The sequence below is a fragment of the Streptomyces doebereineriae genome, assembly GCF_031845645.1.
GTDB lineage: Bacteria > Actinomycetota > Actinomycetes > Streptomycetales > Streptomycetaceae > Streptomyces > Streptomyces canus.
This window is the reverse complement of record NZ_JAVREZ010000009.1, coordinates 78,676-92,379: the sequence shown is the minus strand read 5'-3', so window position 1 is coordinate 92,379 and position 13,704 is coordinate 78,676. Positions and strand designations below refer to the sequence as shown.

General features: G+C 69.5%; 11 protein-coding genes. 6 read left to right on the top strand and 5 right to left on the bottom strand.

Annotated features, from left to right (window positions below; all coding sequences use genetic code 11):
* Positions 1-32: 32 nt before the first annotated feature.
* The 3 genes from RNB18_RS25700 to RNB18_RS25690 all read right to left on the bottom strand — a co-directional run bounded on the left by RNB18_RS25700 (position 33) and on the right by RNB18_RS25690 (position 3,186).
* Positions 33-884, bottom strand: a complete 852-nt coding sequence (locus tag RNB18_RS25700) for an alpha/beta fold hydrolase (RefSeq protein ID WP_311716481.1) — start codon at positions 882-884, stop codon at positions 33-35.
* A gap of 34 nt (positions 885-918) precedes the next feature.
* Complete coding sequence (locus RNB18_RS25695; protein ID WP_311716480.1) at positions 919-1,737, bottom strand: oxidoreductase; 819 nt, start codon at positions 1,735-1,737, stop codon at positions 919-921.
* A gap of 201 nt (positions 1,738-1,938) precedes the next feature.
* Entirely contained in the window at positions 1,939-3,186 is a 1,248-nt protein-coding gene (locus RNB18_RS25690) for an MFS transporter (RefSeq protein WP_311716479.1), read from the bottom strand.
* 171 nt (positions 3,187-3,357) lie between these two features.
* Here RNB18_RS25690 and RNB18_RS25685 point away from each other — a divergent pair, with 171 nt between their 5' ends.
* Positions 3,358-3,936, top strand: a complete 579-nt coding sequence (locus tag RNB18_RS25685) for a TetR/AcrR family transcriptional regulator (protein ID WP_311716478.1) — start codon at positions 3,358-3,360, stop codon at positions 3,934-3,936.
* Here the strand turns inward: RNB18_RS25685 and RNB18_RS25680 are convergent.
* Positions 3,896-5,131 carry a glycoside hydrolase family 1 protein gene (locus RNB18_RS25680; RefSeq protein ID WP_311716477.1) on the bottom strand — a complete coding sequence of 412 codons (1,236 nt, stop codon included), beginning with the start codon at positions 5,129-5,131 and terminating at the stop codon, positions 3,896-3,898. The genes RNB18_RS25685 and RNB18_RS25680 overlap by 41 nt on opposite strands.
* 11 nt (positions 5,132-5,142) lie before the next feature.
* Positions 5,143-6,486, bottom strand: coding sequence for a glycoside hydrolase family protein (locus RNB18_RS25675; RefSeq protein WP_311716476.1), 1,344 nt, complete (start codon positions 6,484-6,486; stop codon positions 5,143-5,145).
* 180 nt (positions 6,487-6,666) lie between these two features.
* Between RNB18_RS25675 and RNB18_RS25670 the strand changes: the two genes are divergently transcribed.
* The 5 genes from RNB18_RS25670 to RNB18_RS25650 all read left to right on the top strand — a co-directional run bounded on the left by RNB18_RS25670 (position 6,667) and on the right by RNB18_RS25650 (position 13,668).
* The gene (locus tag RNB18_RS25670) at positions 6,667-7,686 is read left to right on the top strand and encodes a LacI family DNA-binding transcriptional regulator (protein WP_311716475.1); all 1,020 of its coding nucleotides are present in this window, start codon (positions 6,667-6,669) and stop codon (positions 7,684-7,686) included.
* 94 nt (positions 7,687-7,780) lie between these two features.
* Positions 7,781-9,121 (top strand): ABC transporter substrate-binding protein, encoded by a 1,341-nt coding sequence (locus RNB18_RS25665; RefSeq protein WP_311716474.1) that lies wholly within the window; start codon positions 7,781-7,783, stop codon positions 9,119-9,121.
* Positions 9,122-9,260: 139 nt separating this feature from the next.
* Positions 9,261-10,214, top strand: coding sequence for a carbohydrate ABC transporter permease (locus RNB18_RS25660; RefSeq protein ID WP_311716473.1), 954 nt, complete (start codon positions 9,261-9,263; stop codon positions 10,212-10,214).
* Positions 10,215-10,221: 7 nt separating this feature from the next.
* The gene (locus tag RNB18_RS25655; protein ID WP_311716472.1) at positions 10,222-11,109 is read left to right on the top strand and encodes a carbohydrate ABC transporter permease; all 888 of its coding nucleotides are present in this window, start codon (positions 10,222-10,224) and stop codon (positions 11,107-11,109) included.
* Positions 11,110-11,301: 192 nt separating this feature from the next.
* A complete protein-coding gene (locus tag RNB18_RS25650) occupies positions 11,302-13,668 on the top strand; it encodes an MMPL family transporter (RefSeq protein WP_311716471.1) in 2,367 nt (788 codons plus the stop codon).
* Positions 13,669-13,704: the final 36 nt, after the last annotated feature.

The following is a 13,704-nucleotide window of genomic DNA, read 5'->3' as shown; positions in this document are numbered from 1 at the left end:
AATCTCCTAGGTTGACGGTTCCACGGCGCTGCTCAGTCGGCGAGGAAGGCCGTCACCTGGGCGGCGAAGTCCTTGGCGTGCTGGAAGAGGAAGGCGTGACCGGCGTCGCTGTAGGCGACGAGGGTGGCGTCGGTGAGGTGCTGGACGGCGGTGTACGAGGCCAGGGCGGGGATCATCGCGTCCTGGATGCCGGTGGCGTACAGGACGGGCTGCTTGATGGACTCCAGATCCGCTCGCACCTGCTCGAAGGGGATCGCAGCGTCCTTCTGGATCGCGGCGATCTGGCCCATGGCCGCCGCCTCGGACACGTCGGGGCGTCCGGTGGCCAGCCGGGTGGCCACCCTGGCGAGGTGCTCGTACCCCGCGGCGCGGCCGGTGTCCGTCCCGGGGAAGAACAGGAACACCAGGTCGTCCCCGGTGACCTCGGGCTTGGTCATGGTGGCCCGTACCCTCGGGTCCGGGTCGGGAGCGCCGGGCACCGTGCCGCCCGGGTTGGCTGCCGCCACGACCAGCTTGCGGACCAGGTCGGGCCGGGTGCGGGCGAGGTGCTGGGCGACGGTACCGCCCAGCGTCCAGCCGAGCAGGTCCACCTGCGGCAGGCCGAGGGCCTCGATGAACTCGGTCGTGCCGTCGGCCATTCCCTCGACCGAGTCGCGTGGGGTGCCGGTGGTGTAACCGGTGCCGACGTTGTCGAACACGATCACGTCATGGGCGGCGGCTAGGTGGTCCAGGAACTCCGGGTCCCACCAGTCGAGGGTCCCTCGGACCCGGTTCAGCAGGACCAGCGGGATGCCGCCCCGCGGGCCGATGCGGCGGTAGGTGAACGTCACGGAGGGACCTTCGACGGTCAGATCCTCGGCCGCGTCTGCCGGACAGGTGCTCATGGCGGGCTTCGCTTTCTGTTGCGGGGGACGGGCGTCAGGCGGGCAGGCGGTTGAGCTTGCGCAGCTGCTGGTCGAACATGCGGGCGGGGACGATGCGGCGCATGGTGCGGACGCGTCCGGTCATGGCGCCGGCGGTGTAGCGGAGCTTCGGCTTGGCGTCGGTCGCCGCCGCGACGATCTCCTTGGCCACGACGGCGGGGTCGTCGCCGTCCTTGACCGCACCGGCCATGTACTCCTCGAAGATGTGGCGCTGCTTGGCGTAGACGTCCAGGGGCTGGTCGGGCCGCACGCTGGCCGCGTCGAACGCGGTGTTGGTCCAGGCGGGTTCGACGAGCAGGGACCGTACGCCGTACTCGCGGACCTCGTGGTCGACGGACTCCGAGTAGCCCTCGACGGCGTGCTTGGAGGCGGCGTAGACCGCCATGTAGGGCTGCGGCATGAAGCCGACGATGGACGAGAGGTTGATGATCCGTCCGCTGCGCCGGGCGCGCATGTGCGGCAGGACGGCGTTGGTCATACGGATGACGCCGAAGACGTTGATGTCGAAGAGGCCCTGTGCCTGCGCGGCGGAGCTCTCCTCGGCGGCGCCCGCCGAGCCGATGCCGGCGTTGTTGACCAGGACGTCGATCCGCCCGAACCGGTCGATCACCGTGTCGACCGCGGCGGTCACCGAAGCGTCGCTGGTCACGTCGAGGTCGAGGAAGGTCACGCCCTTCAGAGGGGTGACGTGCGCGGTGTTGCGGCTGGTGCCGACGACGTCGTGACCCGCCGCGGCCAGTGCGAGCGCGGCTGCCTTTCCGATGCCGGAGGAGGCACCCGTGACGAGGGCTACCGGTCGTGTTGTCGTTGCCATTTCGGACTCCTGAGTCGTGGGTGCGCGATTGCTGCCTTGCGGCCACAATCGGTTTCACTAATGTATCAGGTTAGTCGGTAGTAGCAACAGGAGAGCATCAATTAATGATGTATCGGTATCGTTGGTGTATCTCCTGCGGGGGCAGGGCAGGGCAGGGCAGGGCAGGGCAGGGCAGGGTTTGTTGCTGGTGCGGTGAGTTCGTCAGCGGTCTTCTGCGCTGGGCGATGTGGGATGAGGTACGTCCACCGCGGCGGTGGCGCGGTCACGGGTGTCCGCGGCGGGGGCGATGAGGATGGCGGAGGCGACGAACGCCAGAACCACCACCATGGCCGAGCGCAGCCCGTAGTGGTCGCCCAGAAATCCGAGGGCGGGCGGGCCCACGAGGAAGGCGACGTACCCGATGATGGCGACCAGGGAGACGCGGGCGGTCTGGTCGGGGCCGGAGTCGCCCGCCGCCGACAGGGCCACCGGGAAACCGAGGGAGGCCCCGAGTCCCCAGAAGAGTACGGCCGTTGCCGCGACGGCAGCGTTGTCGGAGAAGATGACCAAGAGGAGCCCGACGGCACCGGAGACGGCACTCGCGCGTACGACGGCGGCCCGCCCGAAACGCCCGAGGAAGTACGTGCCGCTGAAGCGCCCCAGGGTCATCGCAGCTGCGAACCCCACATAGACGAGCGAGCCCATCGCGGCGTCAAGGCCATGGCCGTCGACCATGAGCAGCGGCAACCAGTCGTTGGCGGCGCCCTCGGCCAGCGCCATGGCCAGCACGATGGCGCCGATGAGCAGCAGCTTCCGGTCCTTCCACACCCGCGGCCCAGGTCGTTGCGCCGGGCCGGGACCGGGGGCCGGTGTCGACGGAGCGGCGCTGATTGCGATGCCGATACCGGTGGGAACGGCACGCATGGCGTGGACCAGAATCCCCGTGGCGGCCAGGGCGACCACGGCCAGATGCCAGGAGACGGGGACCGCCGCGGCGGTGGCCGCCATTCCGGCCGAACCCCCGATGACCGTGCCCAGGCTGAAGCAGCCGTGCAGCGTGGGCAGCACTGCGGTCCCGGTGATGCGCTCCACGTCGGCGCCGTCCACGTTGACCGCCACCTCGCCCCCGCCCATGCCCGCGCCGAACAGACACAGGCCCACGGCGACCAGCGATGCCGACCGCACGGCGCTGCCCACACCGATGACGGCCGTGCCCACGATGATCAGAAGAGTGCCGAGCGCGATGACCGGCCGGGTGCCGAACCGGGACACGAAACGGCCGGAACACAGGATGCCGATCATGGAACCGACGGACAGACCGAACAGGGCCAGACCCATCTGCCCGGTGGACAGACCCAGTTGATCGCGGACATCCGGGGTGCGCGTGACCCAGGACGACAGGGCGATGCCAGGAAGGAAGAACAAGAGGAACAAGGCCTGACGGCGTCGGCGTACGGCGCGGTCTGTCAAGGGGGAGCTCCGCTGGGTTCGGAGGAGGGGATCACGCGATCGGCATTCGTGTCACGAACGTATCAAATATATCTTTAGTTGCAACATTGGCGAATCAATTAACGAGGTACCCGTAGCGTTCACGTATCCTCTACAAGGGACCCCGGGTAGCGAACCAGACAGGAGACAGACATGGGCCGAGCACTGCGGGCAGATGCCGAGCGCAGTGTGCGCGCGATTCTGGAGGCGGCCGAGCGGGTCCTCGCCCAGGACGCCGGTGCTTCCATGGAGCAGATCGCCGAGGCGGCGGGGCTGACGAGGATCACCGTCCACCGTCGGTTCGCGAACCGGCAGGCACTGCTGGAGGCGCTTGCCGTCTCCGCGAAGCAGCAGCTCGTCGACGCCATCGAGGAAGCCCGGCCCGATGCCGCTCCCGCTCTGGTGGCGCTGTACCGGGTGACCGCGAACGTCCTGCGGGTCAAGGACACCTGGCGCTTCACACTCAGCCACTCCACGCCCCACACCGCCGCCGCGGCCGCCCTCTGGGAGGAGATCGACACCCGCACCGTCGAACTCCTGAACCGGGCGCAGCGGGAGGGACTGCTCGCCCCGGACGCGGACCTGGACTGGACGCGGCAGGTGTACTACGCCCTCCTCAGCGAAGCCCTCGACAGGCCCGGCGCCGATCAGAATCCGGCCGCGCAGGACCCGGACGCGCTCGCCGCACTCGTCATCGACACCCTGCTGCACGGCGCGGGACCCCGGGACTGACGCGTGGAAGAACGCGGGTTCGACCGAAGTCGCCGAGCCAGGCCGCGGACGGCTTCGGTGTACGGGTGAACGTGTCGGGGTCTACGGCGATGAGGCCGAAAGTGGGTTTGTAGGAGCCCCACTCGTAGTTGTCGAGGGCGCTCCAGGCCAGGTAGCCGCGGATGTCGAGGCCGTCCTCCAGGGCGGCGGCCACCGCGGACAGGGCTCCCGTGTAGTAGTCGACGCGGCGGTTGTCGTCGGCGGTGGCGATGCCGTTCTCGGTGACGATCAGTGGGACATCGCCGACGATGGCGGAGGTGTGGCGCAGCGCGTGGCCGATGGCCTCGGGGTAGTACTCCCAGCCGGTGAGGGTGCGCTCGGCGTCGTCCGGGGCGGGGATCGGGCCGTCGACGCCGATCCTGGTCCGTGTGTAGGACTGCACGCCGATCCAGTCGTCGTCGCGGGCCGCCTCGATGAAGACGTCCTCGCGGGGGTGGCTGTAGGCGGCGGTGGCCGCTTCGGCGCCCGGCTCGGCCTGGTAGACCTGGTTGGCGATCGACCAGCCGACCTGGATGTCGGAGGAGATCGACTTCACCGCCGCCCGCGCCCTGTGGTGGGCCTGGATCAGCGCGTCGGTGGTCGGCCTGTCGAGGAGCGGGATGCCGGCGACGGGCGCCACCTCGGTGCCCAGTTCACGGAAGGCGACCGCGAGGGCGATCATGTTGGGCTCGTTGATCGTGCACACGTGCCGGACGCCGCTGCCGATGATCGGCGCGGTCGCCCGTACGTAGCGTGCGAACAGGTCGATCGCGTCCTCGGCGGTCCAGCCACCCCGCTCGGCGAACCAATGCGGCACGGTGAAGTGGTGGAGGGTGACCAGGGGCCGCAGACCTCGTTCGAGGGCTCCCTCGACCATGCGGCGGTAGTGAGCGATCTCCGCCTTGGAGAAGCGGCCGGGGGCGGGTTCGATGCGGGCCCACTCGATGCTGAACCGGTAGTCGGTGAAGCCCAGTTCGGCGAGCAGGTCCATGTCCTCGCGCCAGCGGTGATAGCTGTCGCAGGCATCACCGCTGGGTTCCGGGAGGGTGCTGTCGGCTTCGTGCTCCCGGTGCCACCAGTCGCTGCCCACGTTGTTGCCCTCGATCTGGTGGGCGGCGGTGGAGGCTCCCCACAGGAAGCCGTCGGGGAAGGGGTGACCGGCGGAAGGGGTGTTCACGGCTGGGCCTTTCAGCTCGGCATCGGTCCTGGCCAGATGGCCGAGGCGTCGTCGCGGTCGGGGTCGGGCAGGCGGACCGGGCGGACGGGGAGGGTGCGGGTACGTCCTTCCGTCACCGCCGTCCAGGGGGCGGGGTGACCCGAGTAGCACAGGCTGGTCAGGACGAAGACGCCGTCGGCGTAGACCTCGACGTACTCACCGATGGTGAGGATGCGCAGGGTGGCGGCGGGCTCGGTCAAGTCGGACTCGCCGAGCCGGCTGCCCCCGGGGCCGGTGATCCACAGGTGCTTGCCGTCGCACCCGACGGCCAGGGCGGGGCGGCCGTCGTCTCCGGTCCGCAGGGTGATCTCGATCCGCCCGGAGACGTCCACGTCGCCGACCGCGTGCAGCACCGGCTCCTCCGTCTCCTCGCCCAGGAAGCCGTCCAGGCCCGGCCACCACTCCAGGCGAGGCGCCGAATCCTCCGGCACCACAAGGGACTTGGGCTGCGCGAGCATCCCCCGGCAGCGCTCGCCCGAGTCGGTGAGGCCGACTCGGCGTGGGGTGGTGTGCAGCACGACAGGTGAGCCGTCGGGAGCGGCGATGACCCGAGGGGCGTAGGAGCCGGTCGGGCCCAGTGGGCCGCGGCGGGTCCAGGGACCGCGTAGCCGGGGCGCCGTCCATGCCTCGAAGCCGCGCGTCGCGCCGATCGAACCGATCAGCAACCAGCTGCCGTCGTCGAGGCGTTCCAGGACCGGGCACTCCAACTCGTCCACGTCGCCCGGTGAGATGAGCGGGGGCCGCACGGTCCAGTGCTCCAGGTCGTCCGAGGTCGCCCACGCCACACAGCCGCTGACCTCGACCGGCAGGGAGGCGTCGGCGGCGCAGACCACCATGACCCAGCCGTCCGACTCGTCGTCGCGTACGACGAACGGGTCGCGCCAGCCCATGCGTTCGCCGGTGCGGTACCACCGCGAATCCGCCTCGACGACCGGCCCGGTGCCGTGGCGCCGCCAGCCGGTGCCGTCCGTGCGGTCCGAGTACGCGAGCCCGACCGACTGCAGCGGCGAGCCGCCGGGGGTGAGGCCGGAAACGCCCGTGTAGAACATCGCCATGCCGGTGTCGTGGCGGAAGGGGTGCATGGTCCACACCGCCTGCTGGTCGAAGCGGCCGGGCAGGCCGTTGCCGAAGGCGGTGCCCTCCGGCTTCCAGTGGACCAGGTCGGTGGAGGTGGCCCTGCCGTACGACGTCTCCATCCTCAGGTGGTCGAACTCGGCCGTCCACGGGCCCTGCAGGTGCAGCACCGCGTAGGTGCCGTCGTCGTCGCGGAGCAGGGCGAAGTCGTTCACGCAGAGGCCGGGCGGGGCGTATCGCATGCACAGTTCCTGTCGGCTCGCAGCGCGCAAACGTATGCGCTGACCATTGACCCAGAAGGTCTCGCTTGAGAATCGGCCCCAGTAAAACTGAACGCAAACGCTTGCGCAACAAGAAGGCCGGGTTTACGGTCACGTCACCCCCAGATCACACCGACGTGAAACCGACGGGAGAAAAGCGCTGTGACCGTCAGCATCACCGATGTCGCCCGCGCCGCCGGAGTCTCGGCGTCCACCGTGTCCCGCGCCCTGCGCGGCCGGCAGGGCGTGTCCGACGAGGTGCGCGCACAGATCACGGCCGTCGCCGCGCAGCTCGGCTATACGGCGTCCCAGTCGGCGTCCAGCCTGGCGAGCGGGCGCACCTTCACCATCGGCGTCGTGGTCCCGTACGTGGGCCGCTGGTTCTTCGGCACCGTGCTGGACGCCGCCGAGCACGTGTTCAGCGCCGCCGGGTACGACGTCCTGCTGTACAACCTGGGCTCGCCCGAGACACGCAAGCGTTTCTTCACCAGGATGCCGGTCCGCAAGCGGGTGGACGCGCTGCTGTCGCTGCTCATTCCCGACGACGAGGAGTCGGCCGCACTGCGTTCCCTGGGGGTGCCGCTGGCCAGCACGGTCGGCGGCGCCCGGCCCGGCTTCACCGTGGTCGGCATCGACGACCGGGCCGGCACGGAGAGCGCCGTACGGCATCTGGTGAACCTCGGCCACCGCCGGATCGCCATGATCAGCGGGTCGAGCGGGCCGCAGCACTGGACCACGCCCATCGCGCGACGCCAGGCGTACCTGGACGTGCTGGCCGAGGCCGGGATCGAGCACGATCCGGCCCTGGAGGCGGACGGCGACTACACCGTCGAGGGCGGCGAGCGGGCCATGACCCAACTGCTGGCCGCCTCCCGGCCGCCGACGGCGGTCTTCGCCCAGTCCGACGAGATGGCGATGGGCGCTCTGCGCGCCCTGCGGCGGCACCGGCTGAAGGTGCCGGACGACGTCTCCGTCGTCGGCTTCGACGATCACGAGCTCGCCGACGTGATCGGACTGACCACCGTCGCCCAGCCGGTGGCCGGCCAGGGCGCCGAGGCCGCCCGGCTGCTGCTGCGGCAGCTCGACGAGCCGGGCGCCGACGCACCCGGGCACGTGCAGATGCCCATCCGTCTCGTCCTGCGCGAGACGACCGCCCCGCCGCGCCCGCGCGGCCCTCAGTGACCTCTCCGCGGCCGTCAGGCCCGAGGTCCCCCACGCCCCACGCCGGAAAGCACCAGCGCACGTCGAAACCCTCGCATCGCACGGAGGCACAACCATGAGCTCGACCAGCAGAAGGTACCGCCGCACGGCCTGTACGAGCCTCGCCCTCGTCCTGCCCCTCGCCGCCCTGGCCGCCTGCGGCGGTGGCGGCGGTGGCACCTCCGCCGACGCGGGCAGCGGCAAGGGCACGATCAGTGTCTGGGCCCACCAGGGCCAGAAGAGCGAGGACACCGCCCTGCAGAACGCGGTGAAGTCCTTCAACTCCTCACAGAGCGGGATCAAGGTCGAGCTGAAGCTCATCCCCGGCAACGACTACACCAAGACCATCACCGCCACCGACGCCTCCCAGCTGCCGGACGTGATGGAGTTCGACGGACCGACCATGGCGAACTTCGTCTACAACAAGAAGCTTGCCGCGATCGACTCGTACGTCTCCGCCAAGACCCTGAGCAACGCCACCGCCGCGAGCAAGGCGCAGGGCGAGATCGACGGCAAGCACTACGGCCTGGGCATGTACGACTCCGGGCTCGGCGTCTACGGCAACAAGAAGCTGCTGGACGCGGCCGGCGTGAAGTACCCGACGGGCCTGTCCGACGACTGGACGGCTGCTCAGTTCACTGCCGCGCTCAAGGCGCTGAAGGCCAAGGACTCCGACGGCAAGGTCCTCGACCTGCAGGAGAACAACGGCCTGTCCAACGAGTGGGGCACCTACGGCTTCGCACCGATCGTCTGGTCGGCCGGCGGCTCCCTGCTCAAGGACGGCAAGGCCGAGGGCGCCCTCGACACCCCGGCCGTGGTCTCGGCCATGAAGACCTTCCAGTCCTGGAAGACGTACACCGACCCCAACACCGACGGCAACGCCTTCGCCAAGGGCCGCGTCGCTCTCAGCTGGGTCGGCCACTGGATGTACCCCGCCTACGGCAAGGCTCTCGGCAGCGACCTCGTCGTCCTGCCGCTGCCCGACTTCGGCAACGGCCCCAAGTCGGGCCAGGGTTCGTGGGCCTGGGGCATCGGCGCCAACACCAAGAACGCCAAGGCGTCCGGCGCCTTCCTCGACTACCTCATGAACGACACCAACGTCACCGCCATGACGACGGCCAACGGCGCCCCGCCCGCGACCAAGACCGCGCTCGCCGCCAGCACCCTCTACAAGCAGGGCGGCCCGCTCCAGCTCTTCGCCGACCAGCTCGCCAAACCCTGCGGCGACAGCGACATCACCAAGTCCTGCGTGGCCGTCACCCGCCCGGTCACGGCCGGATACCCCACGGTCACCGCCAAGTTCAGCGACGCCCTGAACTCGATCTACGGCGGCGCCGACCCGAAGAGCGCGCTGGCCAAGGCCGCCCGCTCCATCGACCAGGACTTCTCCGACAACGCCGGATACAAGATCCCGTAGGACCGTGTCGGCCGCGGCGGGTACGCGCAGACGCTGCCCGCCGCGCCGGGAACAGGACCCACCCGTGAAGACAGTGGAACCAGTGGACCCCTTGGACCCCGCGCCCGCCGCGGCCCCCGACCGGGAGCACAGCCCGCCCATGACCGCCGTGAGAACCGCCCGACCGACCCGTTCCGGGACCCGGAACAGGCCCAGGAACCGCGACTGGCTGCACGGACTGCTGATGTCCGCCCCCGCCGTCGCCGGGCTCGTCGCCTTCGTCGGCATCCCGTTCGGCTACGCCGTCGTCCTCTCCTTCTACAACGTGCGCCTCGGCTCGCCCCTGGCCCCCTCGTTCTTCGGACTGGAGCAGTACCGGCGGCTGTTCACCGACCCGGACCTGTCGGGCCCCTTCCTGCGGGCCCTGCTGAACAACCTGACCTTCGCCGTGGTCGTCGTACCACTTCAGACGGGCCTGGCGCTGGCGCTGGCGATTCTGCTCAACCGCAAGCTCAAGGCCATCGGCTTCTTCCGCTCCCTCTTCTTCATGCCGGTCGTCTTCCCCATGACGCTGGTCGCCGTGATCTGGCGGCTCATCCTCGCCCGCAGCGACCAGGGCCTGCTCAACTCCGCGCTGCACGCGGTGAGTTTCGGCAACTGGGGCGCCTTCGACTGGCTCGGCGACTCAGCCACCGCCATGGCCTCGGTCATCGTGCTGTCGGTATGGCAGGGCGTCGGCTTCCAGATGGTCATCCTGCTGGCCGGCCTCCAGCAGATCCCCGGCGAGCTCTACGAGGCCGCCGAACTCGACCGGGCCACGGCCTGGCAGCAGTTCCGGCACGTCACGCTGCCCGGCATCCGCGGCACGCTCGTCTTCGTCGCCACGCTCACCTCGGTGCTGTCCTTCCGGGTCTTCGACCAGGTGTACGTCCTCATCCACGGCGGCGGTCTCGACGAGGACGCCACCCGGACGGTCATGTACCAGGCCGTCACCACCGCCTTCGACCAGAACAACATCGGTCAGGCGTCCGCGATCACCGTCGTCTTCTTCCTGATCGTCGTCGCCCTGACCCTCATCCAGCGCCGCGTCGTCCGGCCCGACAACGAGGACTGAGCCCGCCATGGCCACGACCACGCCCACGACCATGACCACGAACGCGACCGGCACGCCACGCCGCCGGCTGCGCCTGCGCCGCTTCGGTGACTACGCCGTCCTCAGCGTGCTCGCCTTCGTCTTCGTCCTGCCGGTCCTGTATCTGCTCCTCGGCAGCCTCAAGCCCTCCGGCGAAGTACTGAACGGCCTGAGCGGCTTCCTCCCCACCCACCTGTCCTTCGACAACTACGCGCACGTCCTCGACGCCCTGAACTCCGACAGCACCGGCTACTTCTGGCGGTTCATGGGCATCTCCCTGCTCGTCGCGTTCGTGGTCGTGACCGGTGGCCTGTTCGTCAACTCGATGGCCGCGTACGGAATGTCCCGGCTGAAGTGGCGGGGCAGGGAGGCGGTCTTCACGCTCGTCCTGCTGCTGATGCTGGTCCCGTTCGAGTCGGTGGCGGTGCCGCTGTTCTACATGTTCAACGAGCAGCGCAACACGATCTACATCCAGGCGATCCCGTTCGTGGCCAACGCCTTCTCGGTCTACCAGTTCCACACGTTCTTCCGCTCGATCCCGCCGAGCATCGAGGAGGCGGCCCGACTGGACGGCGCGGGTCCGTGGCGCACCTTCTTCGCGATCATCGTCCCGATGAGCAAACCGGTCTTCGCCTCCGTCGCGATCCTGACCTTTCTCACCCAGTGGGGCTCCTTCCTGTGGCCGGTCCTGATGGTCTCCGACCCCTCCGTCCGCCCACTCCCGCTGGAGATGAGCGTCTTCCAGGGCCAACAGCCCCCGGACTGGGGGCAGATCCTCGCCTTCGGCGTCCTTCTCGTCCTGCCCGTACTGATCGTCTTCGCGTTCTTCCAGCGCTGGTTCGTCCAGGGCGTCGCCAGCTCCGCGGTCAAGGGGTGAGCGAAGGCAGGCCGGGGCGTCGCCGGCCGACGTGCTCCGAGGAGGACAGCCCTTAGTACCGGGGTACTAACGGGCCCCACCGGATTCGGTTCCCCGGTACGGGATGGTCGCCCGGTACCGCTCCTACGTTGAGATCGCGGGTCAGTCAGGACCGGCTCACCCAACGATCTCTTCTCCTGGTGGGAGTAATCCGTGGCCACCTTCCTCTATCGGCTCGGCCGGCTGGCGTTCCGGCGACGACGCGTCGTCGTGATGCTCTGGGTCGCCGTCCTGGCCGCCATCGGCATCGGCGCCATGACCGCTCCCGGCACCTCCTCCGGGGCCCTGAGCGTTCCGGGCACCCAGTCGCAGCGGGCGATCGACCTGCTGCGGAAGGAGTTCCCGCAGGCCTCCGCCGACGGCGCCACCGCACGGGTGGTGTTCGAGGCGCCCAGCGGGCAGAAGCTCACTTCCGCCGCCAACAGGGCCGAGGTCGAGTCCCTGGTGGCGAAGCTGGAGAATTCGCCGCAGGTGTCGGGCGTCACCGATCCCTTCGCCAGTGGACTGGTCAGCAGGTCCGGCACCATCGCCTACACCCAGGTGTCCTACAAGGTCGCCCAGGCCGACGTCGGCGCCGCGGCCCACACCGTCCAGACCGACGTCGTCGCCCAGGGCGAGAAGGCGGGCCTGAAGGTGAGCCTGGGCGGCAACGCCGTCGAGAACAAGGCCACCAGCAAGGCGGCCGAGCTGATCGGCGTCGGGGTCGCCGCCGTTGTCCTGGTGATCACCTTCGGCTCGATGATCGCGGCCGGACTGCCCCTGCTCACCGCGATCCTCGGGGTGGCCGCGGCCGTCCTGTCGGTCACGCTCGCCACGCACTTCTTCGACCTGGCCTCGTCCTCCACGACCCTGGCACTGATGCTGGGCCTGGCCGTCGCCATCGACTACGCCCTGTTCATCGTCTCCCGCTACCGCAACGAGATCCGCGACGGCCACGAACCCGAGGAAGCCTGCGGACGTGCCGTGGGCACCGCCGGGTCGGCGGTCGTCTTCGCCGGCCTGACCGTGATCGTCGCGCTGAGCGGCCTGAGCGTCATCGGCATCGGCATGCTCACCTCGATGGGCCTGGCCTCGGCCTTCGCCGTCACCGTCGCCGTGATCATCGCGCTGACCCTGCTGCCCGCCGTCCTCGGCTTCGCCGGCCTGCGGATCATGAACGGCACGCTGCACACCCGCCGTATGAAGGCGCTGGAGCGCGGCGAGGGCGAGTCGATGGGCGTGCGCTGGGCGAAGTTCGTCACCCGCAACCCGGTCAAGGTGCTCGCGGTCTCGGTGGCCGGCCTGGCCCTGCTGGCCATCCCCACGATGTCCCTGAAGATGGCCCTGAACGACGACTCCGGAAAGCCCCCCGGCACCACCCAGCGCATCGCCTACGACACCCTCAGCAAGGGCTTCGGACCGGGCTTCAACGGACCGCTCACCGTGGTCGTCGACGCCCGGGACAGCGACGATCCCAAGGCAGCCGCCCAGGACGCCTACACGATGCTGAGCAAGCTGGACGATGTCGCCGCCGTCCGCCCTCCCTCCTTCAACCAGGCCGGCGACGTGGCCCTGCTCGGCGCCGTCCCCAAGAGCGCCCCCACCAGTGAGGCCACCAAGGACCTCGTGGGCGAGATCCGCGACCACGGCGCCACCCTGCGCCAGGACACCGGTGCCGACCTGATGGTCACCGGCCTGACCGCCGTCAACATCGACGTCAGCACCAAGCTCTCCGACGCCCTCGTGCCCTACCTGGCCATCGTCGTCGGCCTGGCTCTGATCCTGCTCCTGCTGGTCTTCCGGTCGATCGTGATCCCGCTCAAGGCCGCCCTCGGTTTCCTGCTCAGCGTGGTCTCGACGCTGGGTGTCCTGGTCGCGGTCTTCCAGTGGGGCTGGCTGAAGGACGTCTTCGGCGTCGACCAGACCGGACCCATCGTCAGCCTCCTGCCCATCGTGCTGATCGGCGTGGTGTTCGGACTCGCCATGGACTACGAGGTCTTCCTCGTCTCCCGGATGCGGGAGGAGTACGTCCACGGCGCCGAACCCACGCAGGCCGTCGTGCAGGGTTTCCGGCACAGCGGCCGGGTGGTCACCGCCGCCGCGGTCATCATGGTCTCCGTCTTCTCCGGATTCCTCCTCGACGACGAGGCGCTGATCAAGTCGATCGGCCTGGGGCTCGCCGCCGCAGTGTTCTTCGACGCCTTCGTCGTCCGGATGACCATCGTCCCGGCGGTGATGGCCCTGCTCGGCCACCGCTCCTGGACCCTGCCGAAGTGGCTGGACCGCGTCCTGCCCGACGTCGATGTCGAGGGCGAGAAACTGCGCCACGCGCTCGAGGCCGAGCAGACGGACTTCGTTCCCGAACCCGTGCTCGCCGGGGTCCACACAGGCTCGGACGACCACGGCGCCCCCCGCGCCTTCACCGGCGTCCGCAGTTCTGACGACACGGAAACGCAGGCACCTGACCAGAAGGGCGACCCGACGGAGCCGCAGACACCGGCCCGCAGGAAGCTGCTGAAGAACCCGTTGCGCAGGAGTTGACGAGAGCGAGCCGCAGCACCGGCTTCCGCACCGGCT

Bases quoted from the DNA above. Each gene is read 5' to 3' on its own strand.
- RNB18_RS25700 (WP_311716481.1), bottom strand. From the start codon at position 884: ATGAGCACCTGTCCGGCAGACGCGGCCGAGGATCTGACCGTCGAAGGT.
- RNB18_RS25695 (WP_311716480.1), bottom strand. From the start codon at position 1,737: ATGGCAACGACAACACGACCGGTAGCCCTCGTCACGGGTGCCTCCTCC.
- RNB18_RS25685 (WP_311716478.1), top strand. From the start codon at position 3,358: ATGGGCCGAGCACTGCGGGCAGATGCCGAGCGCAGTGTGCGCGCGATT.
- RNB18_RS25675 (WP_311716476.1), bottom strand. From the start codon at position 6,486: ATGCGATACGCCCCGCCCGGCCTCTGCGTGAACGACTTCGCCCTGCTC.
- RNB18_RS25665 (WP_311716474.1), top strand. From the start codon at position 7,781: ATGAGCTCGACCAGCAGAAGGTACCGCCGCACGGCCTGTACGAGCCTC.
- RNB18_RS25660 (WP_311716473.1), top strand. From the start codon at position 9,261: ATGACCGCCGTGAGAACCGCCCGACCGACCCGTTCCGGGACCCGGAAC.
- RNB18_RS25655 (WP_311716472.1), top strand. From the start codon at position 10,222: ATGGCCACGACCACGCCCACGACCATGACCACGAACGCGACCGGCACG.